This window comes from Flavobacterium psychrophilum (assembly GCA_001708385.1).
Taxonomy (GTDB): Bacteria; Bacteroidota; Bacteroidia; order Flavobacteriales; family Flavobacteriaceae; genus Flavobacterium; species Flavobacterium psychrophilum_A.
Window position 1 is genome coordinate 2,876,692 of sequence record CP012388.1, and the last position, 20,986, is coordinate 2,897,677.

Annotated in this window: 18 protein-coding genes; 4 read left to right on the forward strand and 14 right to left on the reverse strand. The window is 40.3% G+C overall.

What is annotated here, in order from left to right:
• Nucleotides 1–5: 5 nt before the first annotated feature.
• The 3 genes from ALW18_12540 to ALW18_12550 all read right to left on the reverse strand — a co-directional run bounded on the left by ALW18_12540 (nucleotide 6) and on the right by ALW18_12550 (nucleotide 2,879).
• Nucleotides 6–725, reverse strand: a complete 720-nt coding sequence (locus ALW18_12540; GenBank protein ID AOE53276.1) for a hypothetical protein — start codon at nucleotides 723–725, stop codon at nucleotides 6–8.
• An 80-nt stretch (nucleotides 726–805) separates the two neighbouring features.
• Nucleotides 806–2,203 (reverse strand): histidine kinase, encoded by a 1,398-nt coding sequence (locus ALW18_12545; protein ID AOE53277.1) that lies wholly within the window; start codon nucleotides 2,201–2,203, stop codon nucleotides 806–808.
• Between the two features lies 1 nt (nucleotide 2,204).
• On the reverse strand, nucleotides 2,205–2,879 hold the full coding sequence (locus ALW18_12550) for a transcriptional regulator (GenBank protein ID AOE53278.1): 675 nt from the start codon (nucleotides 2,877–2,879) through the stop codon (nucleotides 2,205–2,207).
• A 235-nt stretch (nucleotides 2,880–3,114) separates the two neighbouring features.
• Between ALW18_12550 and ALW18_12555 the strand changes: the two genes are divergently transcribed.
• Nucleotides 3,115–4,749, forward strand: coding sequence for a hypothetical protein (locus ALW18_12555; protein ID AOE54405.1), 1,635 nt, complete (start codon nucleotides 3,115–3,117; stop codon nucleotides 4,747–4,749).
• A gap of 151 nt (nucleotides 4,750–4,900) precedes the next feature.
• Here the strand turns inward: ALW18_12555 and purT are convergent, their stop codons facing one another.
• From purT to ALW18_12570, 3 genes are all read right to left on the reverse strand, one after another.
• Entirely contained in the window at nucleotides 4,901–6,067 is a 1,167-nt protein-coding gene (gene purT, locus ALW18_12560; GenBank protein ID AOE53279.1) for a phosphoribosylglycinamide formyltransferase, read from the reverse strand.
• A 243-nt stretch (nucleotides 6,068–6,310) separates the two neighbouring features.
• A complete protein-coding gene (locus tag ALW18_12565; protein ID AOE53280.1) occupies nucleotides 6,311–7,501 on the reverse strand; it encodes an aspartate aminotransferase in 1,191 nt (396 codons plus the stop codon).
• Between the two features lie 33 nt (nucleotides 7,502–7,534).
• Nucleotides 7,535–8,629, reverse strand: a complete 1,095-nt coding sequence (locus tag ALW18_12570) for a fatty acid desaturase (GenBank protein ID AOE53281.1) — start codon at nucleotides 8,627–8,629, stop codon at nucleotides 7,535–7,537.
• 110 nt (nucleotides 8,630–8,739) lie between these two features.
• On the opposite strand from ALW18_12570, the gene ALW18_12575 reads away from it, so the two are divergent.
• Nucleotides 8,740–9,369, forward strand: a complete 630-nt coding sequence (locus ALW18_12575) for a 16S rRNA methyltransferase (GenBank protein ID AOE53282.1) — start codon at nucleotides 8,740–8,742, stop codon at nucleotides 9,367–9,369.
• A gap of 93 nt (nucleotides 9,370–9,462) precedes the next feature.
• On the opposite strand, the gene ALW18_12580 is transcribed toward ALW18_12575, so the two are convergent.
• From ALW18_12580 to ALW18_12605, 6 genes are all read right to left on the reverse strand, one after another.
• Nucleotides 9,463–11,088: a 1-pyrroline-5-carboxylate dehydrogenase gene (locus ALW18_12580; GenBank protein AOE53283.1), complete on the reverse strand. Its 1,626-nt coding sequence runs from the start codon at nucleotides 11,086–11,088 to the stop codon at nucleotides 9,463–9,465.
• 111 nt (nucleotides 11,089–11,199) lie between these two features.
• Nucleotides 11,200–11,586, reverse strand: a complete 387-nt coding sequence (locus ALW18_12585; protein ID AOE53284.1) for a cobalt transporter — start codon at nucleotides 11,584–11,586, stop codon at nucleotides 11,200–11,202.
• Between the two features lie 113 nt (nucleotides 11,587–11,699).
• The gene (locus tag ALW18_12590; GenBank protein ID AOE54406.1) at nucleotides 11,700–12,956 is read right to left on the reverse strand and encodes a hypothetical protein; all 1,257 of its coding nucleotides are present in this window, start codon (nucleotides 12,954–12,956) and stop codon (nucleotides 11,700–11,702) included.
• A 138-nt stretch (nucleotides 12,957–13,094) separates the two neighbouring features.
• Nucleotides 13,095–13,862: an SAM-dependent methyltransferase gene (locus ALW18_12595; protein AOE53285.1), complete on the reverse strand. Its 768-nt coding sequence runs from the start codon at nucleotides 13,860–13,862 to the stop codon at nucleotides 13,095–13,097.
• 52 nt (nucleotides 13,863–13,914) lie between these two features.
• The gene (locus ALW18_12600) at nucleotides 13,915–14,307 is read right to left on the reverse strand and encodes a GxxExxY protein (GenBank protein AOE53286.1); all 393 of its coding nucleotides are present in this window, start codon (nucleotides 14,305–14,307) and stop codon (nucleotides 13,915–13,917) included.
• A gap of 51 nt (nucleotides 14,308–14,358) precedes the next feature.
• Entirely contained in the window at nucleotides 14,359–15,177 is an 819-nt protein-coding gene (locus ALW18_12605; GenBank protein AOE53287.1) for a methionine aminopeptidase, read from the reverse strand.
• Between the two features lie 126 nt (nucleotides 15,178–15,303).
• Here ALW18_12605 and ALW18_12610 point away from each other — a divergent pair, with 126 nt between their 5' ends.
• Nucleotides 15,304–16,578 carry a 4-hydroxybutyrate CoA-transferase gene (locus tag ALW18_12610; protein ID AOE53288.1) on the forward strand — a complete coding sequence of 425 codons (1,275 nt, stop codon included), beginning with the start codon at nucleotides 15,304–15,306 and terminating at the stop codon, nucleotides 16,576–16,578.
• Nucleotides 16,579–16,704: 126 nt separating this feature from the next.
• Here the strand turns inward: ALW18_12610 and ALW18_12615 are convergent, their stop codons facing one another.
• A complete protein-coding gene (locus tag ALW18_12615) occupies nucleotides 16,705–18,225 on the reverse strand; it encodes a phosphoglyceromutase (protein AOE53289.1) in 1,521 nt (506 codons plus the stop codon).
• A gap of 343 nt (nucleotides 18,226–18,568) precedes the next feature.
• Here ALW18_12615 and ALW18_12620 point away from each other — a divergent pair, with 343 nt between their 5' ends.
• Nucleotides 18,569–19,276 carry a hypothetical protein gene (locus tag ALW18_12620; protein AOE53290.1) on the forward strand — a complete coding sequence of 236 codons (708 nt, stop codon included), beginning with the start codon at nucleotides 18,569–18,571 and terminating at the stop codon, nucleotides 19,274–19,276.
• Here ALW18_12620 and ALW18_12625 read toward each other — a convergent pair.
• Complete coding sequence (locus ALW18_12625; GenBank protein AOE53291.1) at nucleotides 19,265–20,860, reverse strand: hypothetical protein; 1,596 nt, start codon at nucleotides 20,858–20,860, stop codon at nucleotides 19,265–19,267. The genes ALW18_12620 and ALW18_12625 overlap by 12 nt on opposite strands.
• Nucleotides 20,861–20,986: the final 126 nt, after the last annotated feature.

Here is a 20,986-nt window from a genome sequence, read left to right on the forward strand (position 1 = left end):
CGTCATTATATCACAGCCTCTTCGTAAATAGACAACACGGGTAAACCAAGTGTGTCGTTTACGTTAATCCCTTTTTTATTCCTTATTTTTTCCGGCTTACGTGTTTCAATAAGCAGGTCGATGTTGTTTTTTGATATTGCTTCTGTAATCTGCGAACCTAGTTCGGCCGGGTATTGTTCGCTTATTGTAGCCTGGCTTACAATTTTAAAGCTAAACTGTGTATTAATGTGTTTTTGTAGTTGTTGTACGTCCAGTTGGTTTTTGTTGTGTTCCAGGTAAAGGGCTTTATTAAATTCACTCTCCTGGCAATCTATAGTAAGATGTAGCATCGGTATCCTGCTGTTGGCAAGAAGTCCCAGAAAGTGGTGATGTATTTTACCTGTCTCTTTTTTATAAGATGCCGGAATTATAATCAGGTTAGTACCCAGATGCTCAAGTAGGTTTTTTAGCAACGGTGCAGACAATCCGTACTGGTTGTGAATTTCCAGCCTGCAATTATCGGTGGCATAGGCAGCCTTTCGGCAGTTTTCTAAAACCGTCGATTGGGCAGTAGTGTTAGTGTATTTTGTTTTACGTAAAAAATAGGCAGCCGATTCAGCTTCCGGGGCTTCATTAAGAAGTACCATTGTGATTACGCAATTTGCGCCGGCCGATTGTTTAATGGCCGCTTTTACAGAATATAAAGTATCATGCTGCAGCGTTGTAGGGACAAGTATGTTCTTCATGATGTATAATCTTTTTGCGGTTATACATACAAACTAACAACCCTAAAATAAGAGCGGACTTAAAATAACGTTAGAAAATCCTAAGATTTTACATTAGATTTTTTAATCTTATCTTTATGAAAGACAATACTTACCACGGTTCCCTTGTCGGGTTCCGACTGAATAATCAATTCACCACTATGCATTCGTATAATTTTCATAGCGAGAGGTAAACCTAAACCATAGCCTGTGTAGCGTGATGCTTTTTTGCCACGGAAAAAAGGTTCATAAAGATATGGAATGTCTTCGGGCGGAATGCCAATACCTATATCGGTAATAACAATTTTAATATCTTTTGTATCTGCGGTAAGCGAAACAAAAACCTCTTCATTGTCTGAATATTTTACGCCATTGCTAATAATATTGCCAATAGCAAGTTCCAGTAAAGGCCTGTTGCAGGGCAGCATAAGCAGATTCTCATCTTCAGGCATATCATTAAGTTTAATGCTTATGCGGTTGTTAGGGTAAAGCCTGTCAAGGTCGCATTTTACATCCATAAGCAATTCGTCTATGCGTGTAATATCCTGAACCTGTTTCGTGCCATCGTAACCAGTCTGTGTAAGCTTTAATAAACTTTCGGTTAAATTGCTGAGGCGCGATGCCTGCCTGCTGATGCTCTCTAATGCAATAGTATATTCCTCGGGGTCACGCTCTTTAAGAAGTGCAATCTCGGTTTCCGCAAGAATCGTCGTAATTGGTGTCTTTAACTCATGTGAAGCATTATTGATAAAATTCGCCTGAATTTCAAACGAAGTTTCCAGCCTGTCGAGCATATCGTTAAAAGTCTTGGTCAGGTCGGTAATTTCATCAGAATCATCCAGTCCTGGAAGCGGAAGGCGATTATGCAGGTTAGAAGCACTAATGCGTTTTACTTCTTTAGTGATCCTTGAAACGGGATTGATAACCCTCCTTGCCAAAAAGCGTCCAAAAAAATAGGCTAGGATTATAAAGCCTATACCACCAAAAAGCATAATACGGGTTATATATATGGTACTTGTATTACCACGTCGGTCTTTTGCGGTTACAATTACCATGTATTTAAGTCCGTTCTCTTCAAAGATCTGCGCGTAATAATAACGGTGTTCTTCCTGCATCACCCAGGAGGTTCCTGTTTTCATGGCTTCCTCATAAAATTCATGAGGTAGGTGCAGCGCGGTATTGTATTCAAAAGAATTAGCACCGTTAACCTTAAGTACAAAGTCGTTTTCGTCTATAAGCTCTTCCAGTCCGTGTTTTTTAAGCTCGCGATAGTAACGGGCTTTTTCAGGATCGTTCTGGTAGTGTATTGAAGCAACGATCTTTGCCCTGTCCTGAAGGCGTTTCAGGAAATAGTATTGGTTGTTCTGCTTAAAAAGAAAAAACACCACAACACACAGCAAGAGTGTACTGAGGCCCGAAAGCGTAATGTAGGTGACAATTATTTTTCTTCTTATCTGCATATTATGTTTTTACCACGTAACCCAGGCCTTTAATGGTATGGATGAGTTTGGTTTCGTAGGGTTTATCTATTTTTTTGCGCAGGTAGTTAATATATACATCTACTACATTGGTATTCATGTCGAAATTTATATTCCACACGTTGTCCAATATTTTTTCACGGGATAGTATCATCCCCGAATTTTTGGCTAAATAATACAGTAGCTTAAATTCTTTTGCGGTAAGCGAAATAACATCGTCGCCGCGTTTTACGGTTTTAGAAAGTCGGTCTATTTCGAGGTCTTCTATAGTAATAACTTCGGGCGGACGGTGTTCCTGCTGTGCACGGCGGGCCAGTGCATTTATACGGGCTTCAAGCTCGGTAAATTTAAAGGGTTTTGCCATGTAGTCATCGGCACCTGCGTTAAGGCCTGTAACCACGTTATCGCTGCTGTCAAGCGCGGTTAGCATAAGTATGGGTACATAATTTCCTGCGGCACGAAGTCGGCGGCAAATTTCTATACCATTAATATCGGGCAGCATAACATCCAATACGACGACATCAAAAGTGGACGCTGCCAGCATAGAAAGCGCAGTAGTGCCATCCAGTGCGGCACTTACCTCATAGTTTTTTTCTGCCAGTCCTTTTCTTAAAATGGAAAGCAGGTTGGGCTCGTCTTCTACAATTAATAGTTTCATCTATTTTGTGGGCATTTTTACAAAAATAAGCATAACCTTCTTAAGTATATCTAAATAAAATACGGTAAACCTCATTTTGTGGATTTAGTAACTAAACTCAGTTTTAATTATACTTTTTTTTATTTTTAACGGTGGTATAAAAACCAATGTATAAATAAATGTGAGATTTTTTGTAACAAAACACCTGCTTTTACGTACAAATAAGTATAACCAGATAATCATAAATAAACAAAACATGAGGAAGCCATTAGTCGTTGGAGTATTGTTGTTAATTGGATTTTTACTTTTTTATACAGCCCTGCCTGTAATTAATTACGGTTTTACCGGATTTGCAATACTGCTTATCTTTCTTTTAGTGCTTGGTAGTTTTCTTACTGCAAATGCCGAAACTAAAAACAATAAGCTGTCGCTTAAATTTAATAAGGGCAATAAGATCGCCTTTATTGTTGCTTTTATCTTATTGCTTTATGTTACCATTTTGCCGCTTCTTACAAGTGCTCCAATTTTTCATAACCAGGCATATCGCGAAATGATAGGTAAGGTGAAAGTAGGTAACGATATGAGTAACCATATTGCGCCTATCGCTATCAATAAAGTAAGGGTGGTAGATGAGCAGCTTGCCTACCTGTTGGGTGAAAAGATATTAGGGTCTGACCCGGCACTGGGTAGTAAAAGTGAGTTAGGAGAATTCTTTATCCAGAAAGTGGGTGACGAGTTGTACTGGATTGCGCCACTATTGCATTCAGGTTTCTTTAAATGGCTTAACAATACAGAAGGTACCGAAGGTTACGTAATGGTATCGGCTACCAATGAACGCGATGTAAAGCTAGTACAGACGCTTAACGGAAAAGACCTTAAAATTAAATACCAGCCGGAAGCTTTTTTCGGAAGCCAGATAGAGAGGCATGCGTACTTTAACGGCTATGCTACTACGGGGTTAGCCGATTTTAATTTCGAGATTGACAATGATGGCAAGCCGTATTGGGTAGCTACAAAGTACAGCCGTAAAGTTGGTTTTGCCGGAGACGACGCCACAGGAGTGGTATTGATTGACGCACAAAACGGAGAGATTAAAGAATATTCAGTTGCTGATGCACCTAAGTGGGTAGACAGGATTCAGCCGATATCATTTGTTATAGAGCAGATGAACGATTGGGGAGAATATGTACACGGCTACTGGAACTGGGCAAATACTGATAAATTGATGATTACCGAAGACCTTACGCTGGTTTATGGTGAAAACGGTCGTTCATATTGGTATACAGGAGTGTCGTCTGTAGGTAAAGAAGAATCTAATGTAGGTTTTGTATTGGTAGATACCCGTACTAAAGAAACTACGATGTATAATCAAAGCGGTGCTACAGAATATGCTGCACAAAGATCTGCCGAAGGTAAAGTGCAGGAGAAAGGTTACCATGCTTCGCTGCCTGTGCCATATACAATTAACGGTATTCCAACCTATGTTATGACGCTTAAAGATGAAGGCGGACTGGTGAAAATGTATGCTATGGTTGCAATTGGCGACTATACTATAGTAGGTGTGGGTAATACAATGCGTGAAACACTCATGTCGTTTAAAAACGTGTACAACATGGCTGGAAACCGAATTAACCCTGATGATAAAGATACCCGAACAAACCTTAAAACGGTGGTGACGCGTATACAGAGCGATATTAAGAATGGTAACAGTTTCTATTACTTTACCGTAAACGGAAACCCTAAGATATTTATCGGTTCTTCACAATTATCAAACGAACTGCCTGTAACAGTAGTAGGCGATAGTATCAATATTTCTTTTGATACCGATGCCGAAGAAGTAATAGACGTTTCAACTTTTGACAACCTTAAATTGGGGGTTAAGAAGAAGTAATTTAAGCCTGTTATTTAGTTTCCAACAAGGTCTCGTATACCTTGTGCGTATAAAATGAAAATCCCGATTACGTTTAGTAATCGGGATTTTTTATTTTTGATATTCTTCGCTCCGCTATCATCCGTTCAGAATGACAGAAGTATCGACTAATTTAAGCGTGAACTTTAACTAAAGCAGCGGCAGCCTTTGCTTTTTCAACAATGCCTTCCACAGGAGTGTCTATGGTATCGCTAACCAGTGCTACACCCATACGGCGGTACGGACGCGATGTTGGTTTGCCAAACAGCCTGAAGTCGGTTTTAGGAAGCGCAGCAATAGCCTCGATACCTTTAAAGGAAGGATTGTCGCTGTTTTCAGATGCCAGTATAACGGCACTTGCCCCGGCTTTCTCTAAAGTGATCTCAGCAATAGGCAGGCTTAGTATCGCACGAAGGTGCAATTCAAATTCATTAAAGTTTTGTGTTCCTGCAAGGGTAACCATACCTGTGTCATGAGGGCGCGGAGATAGTTCAGAGAAATATACGCCTTCATCCGTAAGGAAAAATTCCACTCCAAAAATGCCGGCACCACCAAGTGCCTCGGTTACTTTGCGTGCCATATCCTGTGCTTCGGCAATAGCGGCATCAGTTACAGTAGCAGGCTGCCAGCTTTCTTGGTAATCACCACGTTCCTGCCTGTGGCCTATTGGCGAACAAAATAGGGTCGGGTTATTGTTTTGCGTTACAGTTAGCAATGTAATTTCTGAATTGAAGTTTACAAACGCTTCAACGATAACTTCAACTACGTCACCACGCGAGCCTTCAACAGCATATTTCCATGCTTTTTCAATATCTTCTTGTGTTTTAATTGTTGACTGACCTTTTCCTGATGATGACATCAGTGGTTTAACTACACATGGCATACCTACTTCGGTAACAGCCTTAGCCAATTCTTCGCCGGATGTTGCATAACGGTAGTTAGCTGTACGCAATCCAAGATCTTTTGCAGCCAGGTCGCGTATTGCTTTACGGTTCATGGTAAAGTTGGCAGCCTTAGCCGATGGCACTACATTAATGCCTTGTTTTTCGTAATCGTAAAAACGTTCGGTACGTATCGCCTCTATTTCGGGAACTATAAAATCCGGGTTGTGTTTGGCAACGATAGCGTCAAGTGCATCGCCATCCAGCATATTAATGACTTCAAAGCCATCGGCAACCTGCATTGCAGGTGCACCTTCGTAGCTGTCAACCGCAATAACGGTCTGGCCTATGCGCTGTGCGGCGATAACAAATTCTTTACCAAGTTCTCCCGATCCTAATAGTAATATCTTTTTTTGCATTTGTGAAGTAGTAGTTTAGTGTTTATTGGTTTTTTGTCGTGGTAAAAATACAAAAGTTTTTGTAGATCGGCTTTCCCTACAGCCCGTCTACAGAGGAGGGGAGTGAGTATCACTCAATTGTCATTTCGGTCTTTTCAGGTTGTTTCCGTACTGGATCCCTCTCCTTTTGAGAAAGTTAGGATGGGGTCTCATTCAGGAAAGGGCAAAAAAAAGCCCCAAGTTTCCTTGGGGCCTTATATTTTTTTAAGCCGCCAGGGCTTCTTTTATTCTTCGTAGTGCTTCCGTTAGTATTTCTTCGCTGGTTGCGTAAGAGAAACGGATACAGTCAGGGTTTCCGAAAGCATCGCCTGTTACAGTAGCTACGTTAGCATACTCTAAAAGGTACATAGACAGATCATCGGCGTTTTTAATTTCAACACCGTTAAGTGTTTTACCAAAGAAAGACGATACATCAGGGAAAACATAAAATGCACCTTCCGGAACGTTGATCTTAACACCCGGAATTTCTTTAAGTAATCCTACCACAAGGTCCCTGCGGCTATGGAACGCTGCAACCATGTCTTTAAGAACGCTTGGGTCTGCATCTACAGCAGTAATAGTAGCGCGCTGAGCAATACTGTTAGCACCGCTTGTTACCTGTCCCTGCATTTTTGTACATGCCTTAGCGATAAATTCAGGAGCACCTATGTAACCGATTCTCCATCCTGTCATAGCAAATGCTTTTGCTACACCATTTACGGTAATTGTTTTATCAAACATGCCCGGAATTGTACCGATGCTGCAGAATGTTCCTGAGAAATTGATGTGCTCATAGATCTCATCAGAAACCACATATATGTTAGGGTATTTTTCTAATACTTTAGCCAGTGCAGTAAGTTCTTCGCGGCTGTAAACAGATCCGCTTGGGTTACATGGCGAACTAAACATCATAAGTTTAGTTTTTGGTGTAATAGCAGCTTCCAGTTGTTCCGGCGTAATTTTAAAATCACTCTCTACAGATGTAGGAACTTCTACAGGAGTAGCTTCAGCCATCTTAACCATTTCTGCGTAGCTTACCCAGTATGGAGCAGGAAGTATACACTCATCACCAGGATTAAGCATTACCTGGCACACATTATAAAGCGACTGTTTTGCACCTGTAGAAACTACAATGTTAGCAGGTTTATAATCAAGGTCGTTATCACGTTTAAACTTACGAACGATAGCGTCTTTAAGTTCAGCATAACCGTCAACCGGGCTGTAAGTGCTGTAGTTTTCGTGTATGGCTTTTATTGCAGCCTCTTTAATAAAGTCGGGTGTATTAAAATCAGGCTCGCCAAGGCTAAGGCTGATGATGTCTTTACCCTGTGCTTTAAGTTCTCTGGCTTTAGCAGCCATGGCAAGGGTTTGCGATGTAGAAAGATTGTTAATTCTGTCTGAAAGCGGATTCATCAAGTAGAATGTTTTTGGATTTATGTTCTTTGTTAATTAATTCAGTGCAGGTTTCATTCCCAGTTCTTTTAGGTGTTTAAAGTGAGCAACAACAGCGCCGCGCATGGTTTTGAACTCATGGTAGGGCAGGTTATGCTCGTGGGCTGTCTGTTTTACTATCTCGGCAATTTTGCCATAGTGAATGTGACTGATGTTAGGGAATATATGGTGTTCTATCTGGTGGTTTAGGCCACCGGTAAACCAGTTTATTATTTTGTTTTTAGGCGCAAAGTTAGCTGTAGTGTACAGTTGGTGAATAGCCCAAGTGTTTTCCATTTCGCCGTTTTCATCAGGTATAGGGTTTGCAGTTTCTTCAACCACGTGTGCCAGCTGGAAAACAACGCTTAATATAAGCCCGGCAACATAATGCATTACAAAAAAGCCTACAAGTACTTTCCACCAGGTAATGCCTAAAAGCATTGGGGTAACTATCCAAACCATGACATAGATAAGTTTAGTAATTACAAGAACTGTCCATTGCTTAACAGGGCTTTGGAATTTTCCGTAAGAAAGCCCTCTTTTAATATAACGCCTCATCTGTTTGATATCTGTAGTGATAGCCCAGTTAAAGGTTAGTAACCCGTAAAGGAAAATAGAGTAGTAGTGCTGAAATTTGTGAACTTTCATCCACTCTGCATCTTTAGTGAAACGGATAATACGTCCGGCATCAAGGTCTTCATCATGACCATGAATGTTGGTATACGTATGGTGAAGCACATTGTGCTGTACCTGCCAGTTATTTACGTTTCCTGCTAAAAGGTAAAGGCTTCCGCCCATAAATTTATTAAGCCATGATTTGTCAGAATACGATCCGTGGTTACCATCGTGCATTACGTTCATACCGATACCTGCCATGCCAATACCCATAACTACAGATAGCAGCAACTGTGCCCACAAAGGCATATCTAATGCAAGTATTACAAAGTATGGTGTAAGCAGCAGCGAAAACATAATGACTGCCTTAAGGTGAAGTTTCCAGTTCCCGGTTTTTTTAATGTTATTTTCTTTGAAATAATCATTAACACGCTTATTAAGCGTACGGAAGAATTTTATAGAGTCGTTTTTAGAAAAAACGGGTGGGTTTAAATGCATAACAGGTTTATAGTCTTAGGTTTCAAAGGTAGTTATTAATGAATATGTAAACGCAAAAAATGATGCAAAATTTCATAATGGAATGATTACTTTTGCTTAAAATTTAAAAGATGCAGGAGATACTTAAGCATTTTCCTAACCTTACAGAAGAGCAGGTTGAACAATTTACCAAACTGGAAGGTTTATACAAGGAATGGAATGCCAAAATAAACGTTATTTCACGTAAAGATATTGATGAGCTATATACCAGGCACGTGCTGCATTCGCTGGGTATAGCTAAAGTAATGGAGTTTAAGCCCGGATCTTGGGTTTTGGATGTTGGCACAGGCGGAGGTTTCCCCGGTATACCGTTAGCAATACTTTTCCCGGAAACTAAATTTTATTTGATAGATGTTATCGCCAAAAAAATTAAGGTTGTTCAGGAAGTGGCAGCAGGCCTTGGATTGACCAATGTTAAGGCAGAACAGATTCGCGCAGAAAACGTAAAGGGTGACTTCGATTTTATCGTAAGCCGTGCTGTTACCAATATGCCCGATTTTGTGGGGTGGGTAAAAGAGAAGATCAAGAAGAAACAAAACCACGAATTAAAAAATGGTATTTTGTATTTGAAAGGCGGCGACCTTACCGAAGAGCTTCAGGATTTTCCTAAAGCAACGCTTTATGATCTTGCCGGTTATTTTGAAGATGAATTTTTTGAGACGAAAAAAGTGGTTCACCTTCCGTTAAAATATAAGCCGTGATGTGCCCTGAAAGGCGGCATATTCTATAAATACAATGCTCTTATGTATCTTAATAAAAAAACGCTCCCAATGGGAGCGTTTTTTGTATGATGACTATCCTAAGAAAGGATATCTGTAATCTGTTGGCGGAACAAACGTTTCTTTGATTGTTCTTGGCGATACCCAACGTAGTAAGTTTAGTATAGAACCTGCTTTGTCATTAGTACCCGATGCTCTCGCACCACCAAATGGCTGCTGTCCTACAACGGCACCTGTTGGCTTGTCGTTAATGTAGAAGTTACCCGCAGCGTTTTCAAGTGCTTTAGTTGCCTCTTCGATAGCGTAACGGTTCTGGCTAAAAATAGCCCCTGTTAATGCGTACGGAGAAGTCTCGTCTACAAGCTGAAGAGTTTCTGTCCATTTAGCGTCTTCGTAAACATATATTGTAAGTACAGGGCCAAAAAGCTCTGTAACCATAGTGTCGTATTTAGGGTTTGTAGTTACAATAACCGTAGGCTCTATAAACCATCCCACAGATTTATCATAAGTACCACCAATAACAACTTCTGCTTCGTTAGACGCTTTAGCAGCATCTATAGCAGCTGCAAGTTTGTCAAAAGAACCTTCTGTAATAACTGCTGATACAAAGTTTGTAGTATCTTCAGGAGAACCCATTTTGAAAGACGCAAGGTCTTTTGCAAGATGCTCTTTTACGTCACCCCATATGGACTGAGGGATGTAAGCTCTTGAAGCAGCCGAACATTTTTGCCCCTGGTATTCAAAAGCACCTCTTGAAAGGGCTGTTGCTACCTGTGCAGGAATAGATGAAGGGTGAGCAAGAACGAAATCTTTACCACCTGTTTCGCCTACTATTCTTGGGTATGTTTTGTATTTGCTTATGTTTTTACCAATGTTACTCCAAATGTCGTTAAATACACCTGTAGATCCTGTAAAGTGAACACCTGCAAAATCACGGCTCGCAATAATAGTATCGGTAATCATGACTGCACTACCGTTGATCATGTTGATAACACCATCGGGTAATCCTGCAAGTTTAAATACTTCCATAATAACATTAGCACTTAGCATTTGCGTAGCACTTGGTTTCCAAACCACAACGTTACCCATTAGGGCAGGAGCAGCAGGAAGGTTACCGGCAATTGCAGTAAAGTTAAACGGAGTAATGGCATATATAAAACCTTCAAGCGGGCGGTGCTCCAGCCTGTTCCATATACCTTCTGAAGATACCGGCTGTTCTGCATATACCTGAGTCATAAACTCTACATTGTAACGTAAAAAGTCAATGAATTCGCAGGCAGCATCAATTTCTGCCTGGTGTACTGTTTTTGCCTGTCCTACCATAGTGGCAGCATTAATTTTAGCACGGTATGGCCCTGCTAAAAGATCGGCAGCTTTAAGGAATATCGAAGCTCTGTGTTCCCATGATAGTGAAGCCCATTTTTTCTTAGCGGCAAGAGCGGCAGCAATGGCTTTTTCTACATGCTCTTTCTCTGCTTCATGAAAATTCCCTACCACTTTTTTGTGGTCGAAAGGAGGGTTTATAGTTCTTGTTTTTCCTGTACGTATTTCTTCGCTTCCTATGTATAATGGCACGTCTGTAGTTGTGCTATACAATTCTTTAAAAGCGGCTAGTACCTGCTCTCTTTCTGTAGATCCGGGAGCATAAGATTTAACGGGTTCGTTAATCGCTTTAGGTACATTATAAATTCCTTTTGGCATAATAAAAAGTATTTTTTAAAGGATTAAATTAAAGTATTGCAAAGGTACAATAAATTATCTATCCCGTATTTGTAAAAAATACAGGAAAAAGGATAAAATACTGATTATATATTAATTTATAGCAAATGGTGCACTTAGCCTGAAAGTAGGCACTATAACCCTGAATGTACGGGTTGAAGTAAAATTGATCATGTTAAAATAACCTCTCATAGCACCAAAAGGCGACGCTAAAAGACAGCCTGAACTATACGTGTGCTTTTCGCCCGGCTTAAGTACAGGCTTCTGGCCTATAACGCCTTCACCATCTACAATTTCGATATCGTTTAACGAATCGAAAATTTCCCAGTGGCGGGTGTTTAGCTGTACAGAGTCTTTGCTTTGGTTCTCTATGGTTATCTCATAGCTAAAAGCAAATTGTATCCTGTAATTTTTAAAGTAGGTGCCTTCAAAATTAGTAGATACCGATATTTTTATGCCTCTTGTTATCTGTGTTACCATAGTAAAACCTGGTTTAACGGTTCTCAATCAGCCTCAAAAATACAAATTATTTGTGGTATGGGCTAAGTTTAAAATATTAAATTATCTCTAAAAAATATTTAACTAATTGAATTTTAGTTGATAATGTTTTCTGAATTTGCGCTTCCTATGCCTATCACCCTGTCATAACGCTCGCCATTTTCTCTGTAATACACCAATACAGTGTAATCATTTTCTGTCTGGTAATAGTTGCCGTCTATAGCATTCTTGCCGTCTACCTTGCCGTTTTTATCGGCTACGATATACTGATAGTTGGTAAAGCCTTGTTTTACCATGATTGCTTTTTCGTAGGTAGCAGTCTTCTCGTTATAGTCCATTTTATATTCGGGCGTTTTGGCGTAGTTGTTAAACATTCCGCCTACATAAACGTCTTTCTTTTCGTAAAAGGTTGGAGCGATCATGCTGAAAAATACCCATGTATAGTCAGACTCCAGCATTGGGTTGGTAACACTAAGGTTGATATTATTCACCCTGAAGTTACCATTAACATCGGGATAAAACGTATAGCCTTTTGCATTTCGTGCTTCGCCTGGGTAAAGTATCGTGTTGTAAATCTCGCCTGCTGTAATGCGCATAACGTTGTTTACAGCATTACGAATGTCTTTGTTCTCAAAGTATAAAAATTCGTTGCCCGCCCAGAACTGGGTTTCTTTATCGTAACGGTAAATAAGGTCGTTGCCGGTAGTATACTGGGGTTTTATATTGTAAATGGCGGTGTCAAAGCGTCCGTTCTGAAAAAGGGCAACCTTTACATTTTGCAACGGGCTTTGGAACTGTATAGAGGCACTTCTTATTGAAAATTCAAGATTGTGTTTTTCCTGTATTACAGCCATGTCCCTGGCTCTTTTTACCTGAAGCGGTACTGCTACCTGTTCCTGATATAATACAAATCTCCTGCTGAATACCACTTCGCGGTCGTCATTAAGAATTTTTAATATATAGTTACCACTAAGTAAAAGTGTAGTAAAGTTATTAGGGAATGGCAATGTATATCGCGAATAGATCTGCAGGGTATTAAACGAGTTATCATACGTTTGTATCCTTTGGTTGTCAAACCCCTGTATGTAATCGTTTATTGTTAACTGGGATGACGGTGTCCAGTCGTAATTGCAATGTTGAAGGGTGTAATAATAGTTGGCTTCGTTGCCAAAAAGGTCGTCAAAAACAAAAGTGAAATTATCGCCCAGCCTAAAGAAAGGATATACATTTTCTCCATTTTTTGTAAATGAAGCTGTTTTTATATTGTAAGGCGGTGCAACTTCCTGCTGAACCTGCCCTAGAAATGTTATCGGAAGAAGTAAAAAAAGCGATAAGGCAATAAACCTTTTAATTGCACCCGTCATTTTGTTTCTGGTTTTGTTAGTGAACGTAAATATAGGAATATATATTATATCCTAAATGAAGTTAACAATAAGCACGCCAAAATTGTCATAGGTATTTAGTTGTTATAAAGATAATTCATACCTGAATTAATCTTTATAACAAACCGGAATAATCTCTCCTTTAGCAAGGCAAAAACGTTCAACATCGGCCTCATTCAGTTTTTTAGTGTAGTCTTCTTCTACAACCCTAAAGCCGATGCTTCTTAGTTTATCAAAGTAGTCACGACCGTAAACCCTTACGTGGTCATACTGTCCAAAAATGCGTGCGCGCTCTTTTGGATCGGTAATGCTGTTATCTTCAAAAGTAGTTTCACGGCTCAGGTCCTGCGGAATCTGAAAAATTCCCATGCCGCCGGGCTTAAGTACGCGATATAATTCCTGCATCGCTTTTGTATCGTCCGGTATGTGTTCCAGTACGTGGTTACACAGTATCAGGTCGTAAGCATTGTCTTCAAACGGCAGGTTACAAATATCAGCCTTAACATCTGCCAGGGGAGAATAAAGATCGGTAGTTGTGTAATCCAGGTTTTTCTGGTTACGGAAACGTTTGTAAAAAGCCTGTTCGGGTGCAAAATGCAATACCTTTTTCTGTGACGTAAAAAAGTCGGTTTCCCTGTTTAAGTACAGCCACAATAAGCGGTGCCTTTCCAGGGAAAGCGTTCCCGGAGCCAATACATTATTACGCTGGTGTCCATAACCATACGGCAGGAAGTTTTTAAAACTTCTGCCATCTATAGGGTCAGTGTAAGTATCCCCTTTTAAGGCAAAAGCCAAAACGGGGCGTGCTACATAGCTAAGCCTTATAAGCAGCGGGCGGGGAATGGTGTTAAGTATAAACTTAAAAAGTTTCTTCATGGGCTATTTCGCAAAGATTCACAAAGAAGGCGCAAAGTTTCGCAAAGATTTATTAATAATGATTTGCAGTTTTTTGATTTATAAAACGTTTAATGCCTTCTTTGAGTGTTTTAGTATGAAAATTGATTAATAATCCTAAAGGATAATTTCCTAATTTAAGATAAGTTAGTATTTGTGCATAGTGCACATCTGTAAAACATTCAACAGTTTTTAGCTCCAGTACTAGTTTGTTTTCGACGAGCAAGTCAATTCTGTAGCCGTGTTCAAGTTTAATGTCTTTATAGATTATAGGTAGTGCTTTTTGACTTTCTACGTATAGTCCACTGTTTCTAATTTCATAAGACAAACATTCACAATACGAAGATTCCAAAAGACCTGGGCCGAGGGTTCTGTGAACTTCTATGGCTAATCCAATAACTATATTTGATAGCTTATTTGCATCCATAAGTCTTTGTGAATCTTTGTGTATCCTTTGTGTCTCTTCGTGTAACCTGTCTTAAACTGTAAACGGCACTTTTCTAAATTCCTCCTCTTCATTACTCTCAATACCTAATGCTTTATAAACATAAGCGAAAGTTGAAAGCAGTTCCGGTTTGCCATCCACTAAAGCAACATTATGCTCAAAGTGGGCGCTTGGTTTACCATCGCGGGTTACAATTGTCCAGCCGTCTTTAAGCTGTTTAATGTTTTTGGTACCCATGTTTATCATTGGCTCAATAGCAACTACAAGTCCTTCAACAAACAGTTTTCCGCGTCCTCGTTTACCGTAGTTAGGCATTTCAGGGCCTTCATGCATTTTTTTACCAAGTCCGTGGCCAACAAGCTCACGTACTACGCCATAACCTTCAGCTTCGGTATATCGTTGTATTGCGTTGCCAACATCTTCAACACGGTTTCCGGCTTTAAATTCACGGATTCCTACATATAATGATTCTTTGGTAACCTTAAGCAGTTTTTTAGTTTCCGGAGCTACATCGCCTATCTCAAAAGTATAGGCATGGTCGCCATAATATTCGTTCATAATAGCACCACAATCTACAGATACTATGTCGCCTTCTTCAATGGGGCGGTTAGTAGGCAGACCGTGAACAATCTGGTCGTTTACACTGGTAAGCAGGGTAGACGGGCAGCCGTAAAGGCCAAGAAAACCGGGAACAGCACCGTTGTCGCGGATGAACTCTTCAGCTAGTTTGTCCAGGTGAAGTGTAGTAACACCCGGTTTTATTTCGGAGGCAATCATGCCTAGTGTCTTAGAAACTATAAGTGCACTTTGGCGCATCAATTCAATTTCTTCTCTCGTTTTTGGGATAATCATAGTCTAAAATTTTTCCAGGGCAAAAGTACAACTTTCCGCCGGATTATTTTAACTGCCTGCGTAACATGAGATATATCATGTTTTGTAACTTTAAAGACATTTAATTTTGCGTAAAACTTATTAGGTATGAGTAAATATGTAACCGCGGCAGAAGCCGTAAAAGTAGTACAGTCAGGAAACAGGATATATGTGCAGGCAGCCGGTGCAACACCAACCGTGCTAACCAAAGCACTTGCAGAAAGGGCATCAGAACTTCGCGATGTAGAAGTTTGCCATATGCATACAGAGGGAGAGGCAGCGTATGCCGACCCAAAACTAAAAGACAGCTTTCATGTCAACTCATTTTTTATCGGTAAAAATGTAAGGCATACATTATCGGCGGGTAACGGGTCGTATACTCCGGTGTTTTTAAGTGAGATACCACGGCTGTTCCGTAAAAATATATTGCCGCTGGATGTAGTTTTTATTCACGTTTCGCCACCGGATCATCATGGGTATTGCTCATTGGGAATTTCGGTTGAAGCAACAAAAGCAGCTATAGAAAATGCAAAGGTTGTTATTGCACAGGTAAACCCACAGATGCCAAGAACCTTTGGCGATAGCGTAATTAAGATCTCTTCTATAGATTACCTTGTTGAGGTAGATGCACCAATGTACGGGCATGGCATAGCGCCAATATCCGAACAGGAAGAATTGATAGGGGGTTTTGTAGCTTCGCTTATTGAAGACGAAAGCACTTTGCAAATGGGTATCGGGTCTATACCGAATGCTGCCCTTGCAAAACTGACCAACCATAAAAACCTGGGACTGCATACAGAAATGTTTTCCGATGGAGTTATCGATCTTATTGAAAGCGGCGTGATTAATTGCAAGTTTAAAGGTGTGACCAAAAACAGGGCACTGGCTACGTTTTTAATCGGTTCGCAAAGGTTGTATGACTTTGTAAACGATAATCCGTTTATATCAATGCGCGAATCTTCATTTGTGAATGATACGGCTGTTATCCGCCGAAACCCTAAAATGATAGCTATTAATTCGGCTATTGAGGTAGATATTACCGGGCAGGTTTGTGCCGATTCTATCGGATCAAGAATGTATAGTGGTGTTGGTGGGCAGATGGACTTTATCAGAGGGGCATCGTTAAGCGAAGGTGGTAAAGCTATTATAGCATTGCCATCGGTTACCAAAACAGGCGAAAGCAAAATCGTGCCATTTCTAAAAGAAGGTGCAGGTGTTGTTACAACCCGTGCCCACGTGCAGCATGTTGTAACAGAATACGGTATTGCCGATTTATATGGTAAAACCCTTAAGCAGCGCGCCAATGCTATGGTAAATATTGCGCATCCCGATCATAGGGAAGCTATAGACAGGGTCAATTTTGATAGGTTCAATAATATATAGTAGTGATTAGTATAGTTTTTTTAAGTGTGAATACCCGTAAAAGTCCTTTGTGTTTTTGCGGGTTTTTTATGTAAAAAAAATCCGCTACGGTTAGGTAGCGGATCTATATATAACTAAAGTTTTGTATTATGATACAAGCGAATGCCTTGTCATTGCTTCCGGCTGTGGTATGCCCATCATGTCTAAAATAGTAGGGGCAATATCACCCAGCACACCATCTTTAACGTGTTTAATGTCTTTGTCAACAATTATAATAGGCACAGGGTTCGTGGTGTGTGCCGTATTCGGCGAACCGTCCGGGTTAATCATGGTTTCGCAGTTACCGTGGTCTGCAATTACAATTGTAGTGTAGCCATTTTCAAGCGCAGCTTCAATAACTTCTTTAGCACATTGGTCTACCGCTTCGCAGGCTTTTATGGCAGCTTCAAAAACTCCTGTATGGCCTACCATATCTCCGTTTGCAAAGTTTAGGCAAACAAAATCTACCTCTCCTTTTTTAAGTTCCGGTACCAGGGCATCTTTAAGGTCAAAGGCGCTCATTTCCGGCTGAAGGTCATACGTTGCTACTTTTGGCGATGGGCAAAGTAAACGCTTTTCACCCTCAAAAGGCTCCTCACGGCCTCCCGAGAAAAAGAAGGTAACGTGCGGGTATTTTTCAGTTTCGGCAATACGAATCTGTTTTTTACCATTGCGTGACACAATTTCGCCAAGCGTTTCGGTAAGGTTGTCTTTATCGTAAACTACATGAATGTTTTTGAAGTTATCATCGTAGTTAGTCATGGTAACATAGTATAGTTTCAGCTTGTGCATGTTTTGCTCATGAATATCAAACTGGCTCAATACTTCTGTTAGCTGCCTTCCACGGTCGGTACGGAAGTTGAAGAAGATAACAACATCATCTTCCTGTATTGTAGCAAGAGGTTTACCGTCGGCACCTGTCATTACTATAGGTTTGATGAATTCATCGGTAACGCCTTCTTTGTAACTATCCTGTATGCTGTCTACTGCATTGGTAGATGGTGTTCCTTCGCCGTTAACCAAAAGGTCGTAAGCCAGTTTTACCCTTTCCCAACGCTTGTCACGATCCATTGCATAGTAACGCCCGATAACAGATGCAAGTTTTGCGTTTTTGTCTTTCAGGTGGTTTTCAAGTTCGGATATAAACGACACCCCCGATTTTGGGTCAACGTCGCGTCCGTCTGTAAAGGCATGGATGAAAACATTATCTACACCGGCTTCCTGCGTAGCATCTACCAGTCCTTTAAGGTGTTCTATATGAGAGTGCACTCCTCCGTTAGAAACAAGTCCTAATAACTGTACTTTTTTGTTGTTTTGTTTTGCATAGTTAAAAGCCTCAACAAGCGGTTGTTCCTGTGCAAGGGTTTTGTTTTGTACGGCAAGATTTATTTTTACAAGATCCTGGTATACAATTCGTCCTGCGCCAAGGTTCATGTGTCCTACCTCGCTATTACCCATTTGTCCTTCAGGAAGGCCAACGTTTAAGCCGTCTGTTCTCAGGGATGCACTTGCGTAGTTTTCGTATAGGCTTTTGATAAACGGAACGTTTGCATTGTCTATGGCTGATACTTTAGGATCGGGCGATTTCCCCCATCCGTCAAGGATCATTAAAATTACTTTTTTGTTCATTTTCAAGATGTTATTAATTTTTGGCACGATTTTGGGATTATATTAACCCGTAATCGAGGCTCTAAAATTACTATAATTTAGCCGGTTTTACATACAGTAGCGACGGGTTTGTATTGTGTTTTATAGAAAATTTAATAAAATTTTAATAATCAACGCAATATATGTTTTTGACAACCGTTATAATAATGATTATCGATGAATATGAGATACAGCTTTTGGGAAAAGGCCTATCAAATGAATAAATGTTAAATAATTGATTTTAACAGTGTTGCTATTTTTTGTTTAGATTTCTTTAACTTATTTTAGCCATTCTGATTAAAAACACAACTACTAGAATTTACTTATGGTTTACAACTTTTTTACGTCCGTTTTCTTTTTGTTCTTTTCGCTTACTGCAACAACACCAAAACATACTGAAAGTAAAGGAACCCTTGCTACTGTTGAGAATTCTGCAGTAGCCGAGACACAAAATGTGTACAACTCTATCAAATTGCACTCTGCCTCAATGCCAAAATTCGAATGCTTTTCTAAAGCAATGAACGGATTTAAGCGTCTTAAGGCTCAGGGGAAAATTAAAAAAGACATTCTTACCCTTATCGATTTTAGCCAATCGTCTAATACTAAACGACTTTGGATAATTGATATGGCTACTAACACTGTATTGTATAATACTTTGGTAGCGCACGGAAGAAACAGCGGCGACGAGTTTGCAACTGATTTTTCTAATGCATCAAGCTCTAACAAAAGCAGCCTTGGTTTTTATTCTACAGGAGAAATTTACAACGGTAAACATGGTGCTTCACTTCGCCTTGACGGGTTGGAGAATGGCATAAACAACAATGCACGCAACAGGGCTGTTGTTATGCATGCTGCCGATTATGTAAGCGAATCATTTATTAAAATGCACAAAAGACTAGGCAGAAGCCAGGGATGCCCTGCTTTACCATCTGAACTTACTAAAGAGGTGATAAGCCTTATAAAAGACAAATCATGCCTTTTTATTTATCATCCGTCAAAAAACTATGTAGCGTCGTCTAAATTACTGTCGTAATTTTTTATACAGTACCTTATCGAGTTTATAAATATCATTTCGAAACTGAATACCGCCTTCGTCCATCCAGGCGGTCCAGTATAACTGATGAACGTGGGTTCCTTTTTTAAGGCCCACGTTTTTTGTTTCGCCCTGTGCAATCGTCCCGTCAAGTTTTTCTTTATCCCAGCCGGCATCTTCCTTGTCAAGTACATAGGCAGCTAGCTTAAGCGGATCCTGAACCCTTACACATCCTGAGCTTAGTGCCCTGTAGCCACGGCCAAATAACTCTTTGTGATTAGTATCGTGCAGGTATACGCTAAAGCTATTTTTAAAGTTGAATTTTACCTGTCCCAGCGCATTGCCGCTTCCGGGTCCCTGTACATAACGATAGTGATTTGCTTTTTCAGGATCCCAGTCTTCGGCGGAGGTTTCAATGGTATCGTTATGCCTGTAGATTTTCATGTTATGATTGGCAAAATAACTCCTGTCACCGGATGCTGAAGGTGTAAGATCTTCCTTAAGTATAGTTGGCGGCACCGTCCATGTAGGGTTTAGTACAATATTTTTCATAACAGAATGCAGTACCGGAGTTCTTCTTCCAGGTTTGCCCACTACGACTTTATACATTTGAATGGTGTCATGGCCATTTTCTACCACAGCCATCTGAAATTCCGGAATATTTATTACAAATGCTTTCGGACCGAAATCTTCTGCAAACCAGCGCCAGCGTTCAAGATTAGCCACAATTTGCTGTTTGCGTTTTTCAAGGCTTATGTTTAATGCTTTAACTGTAATGCTTCTCACTACTCCATCTGGGTAAATGCCATGTCGTTTTTGGAAACGTTTCACAGCCCTTAGCGTATTCCTGTCGAAAACATTGCCTTTGGCATAAGCTGTGTCAAGATCTTTCCAGTAGGCAAGCCTTTCTTTTATAATGCTAACAATAGCGGTAGAATCATTAAGTTTAATGTTTGTATTGTTTGGCAATCCGTTATATGAATCGTCATCAGGAAGGCTGTTAAGGAATTTCATGCTTTTTCGTAGCCCCGCATACATTTTACTGCCGGGCCTGCACTTATCCAGGGTTTCGGTTACAGAATGTTTGTCAAGGGCAGTGGTAAGCAGTTTATTGGCGTTGATAGATTTACCGGGCAAAGCCCAGTCGTAATGTACATTATAGGGCTTAAGCTTCCCTTTGTGTAAATGGGTGGCCAGCTTGCGGAACGATTTTGTAAGCAATATGTCATAGGCTGCGCAGCCTTCTTCTGTAATGTTTTTATTGTTTTCAAATTCAAGAAGCGCGGTAATGTTGTACTCTGTAGGGGTAAGCCCATCATTGTTAGCATCCTGTATGGCGCGGTGCAATGCTTTACGGTCGGCTTCTTCCGTCCAGACAGTTTTGAACCCGTTGCCCTGATAAAAATCGGCAATGGCTTCGGGCTCATTGGTGAGTGAAGATGTGTCTATCTGATGGGGAGAATTCTTTAAATGTGCAGTTGAAGCAGCTTCTGCATCGGGCAATTTTTCTTTACCCCCGGCTGCATTTTTGCAGGAAAGGAAAAGAAATAGGATGCTTAGCAATATGATGGCTGCCTTCTTCATTTATGTTTGAATTTTAGCTTGTGCTAAAGTTACAAAACAAAAAAATGCGAAAAATGTAATTCTTTGTGAACGAGAGGTTAAAGTTGTCTTATCGCTTAAGCCATTCGTCTTTTTTGTGGCGGAATA

Excerpts from the sequence above, each read along its gene's own strand:
- ALW18_12600 (AOE53286.1), bottom strand. The coding sequence starts at position 14,307 with ATGGATGCAAATAAGCTATCAAATATAGTTATTGGATTAGCCATAGAA.
- ALW18_12615 (AOE53289.1), bottom strand. The coding sequence starts at position 18,225 with ATGAACAAAAAAGTAATTTTAATGATCCTTGACGGATGGGGGAAATCG.
- ALW18_12555 (AOE54405.1), top strand. The coding sequence starts at position 3,115 with ATGAGGAAGCCATTAGTCGTTGGAGTATTGTTGTTAATTGGATTTTTA.
- ALW18_12620 (AOE53290.1), top strand. The coding sequence starts at position 18,569 with ATGGTTTACAACTTTTTTACGTCCGTTTTCTTTTTGTTCTTTTCGCTT.
- ALW18_12610 (AOE53288.1), top strand. The coding sequence starts at position 15,304 with ATGAGTAAATATGTAACCGCGGCAGAAGCCGTAAAAGTAGTACAGTCA.
- ALW18_12545 (AOE53277.1), bottom strand. The coding sequence starts at position 2,203 with ATGCAGATAAGAAGAAAAATAATTGTCACCTACATTACGCTTTCGGGC.
- ALW18_12580 (AOE53283.1), bottom strand. The coding sequence starts at position 11,088 with ATGCCAAAAGGAATTTATAATGTACCTAAAGCGATTAACGAACCCGTT.
- ALW18_12625 (AOE53291.1), bottom strand. The coding sequence starts at position 20,860 with ATGAAGAAGGCAGCCATCATATTGCTAAGCATCCTATTTCTTTTCCTT.
- ALW18_12585 (AOE53284.1), bottom strand. The coding sequence starts at position 11,586 with ATGGTAACACAGATAACAAGAGGCATAAAAATATCGGTATCTACTAAT.
- ALW18_12550 (AOE53278.1), bottom strand. The coding sequence starts at position 2,879 with ATGAAACTATTAATTGTAGAAGACGAGCCCAACCTGCTTTCCATTTTA.
- ALW18_12595 (AOE53285.1), bottom strand. The coding sequence starts at position 13,862 with ATGAAGAAACTTTTTAAGTTTATACTTAACACCATTCCCCGCCCGCTG.
- ALW18_12570 (AOE53281.1), bottom strand. The coding sequence starts at position 8,629 with ATGCATTTAAACCCACCCGTTTTTTCTAAAAACGACTCTATAAAATTC.
- ALW18_12605 (AOE53287.1), bottom strand. The coding sequence starts at position 15,177 with ATGATTATCCCAAAAACGAGAGAAGAAATTGAATTGATGCGCCAAAGT.
- ALW18_12540 (AOE53276.1), bottom strand. The coding sequence starts at position 725 with ATGAAGAACATACTTGTCCCTACAACGCTGCAGCATGATACTTTATAT.
- purT (AOE53279.1), bottom strand. The coding sequence starts at position 6,067 with ATGCAAAAAAAGATATTACTATTAGGATCGGGAGAACTTGGTAAAGAA.
- ALW18_12575 (AOE53282.1), top strand. The coding sequence starts at position 8,740 with ATGCAGGAGATACTTAAGCATTTTCCTAACCTTACAGAAGAGCAGGTT.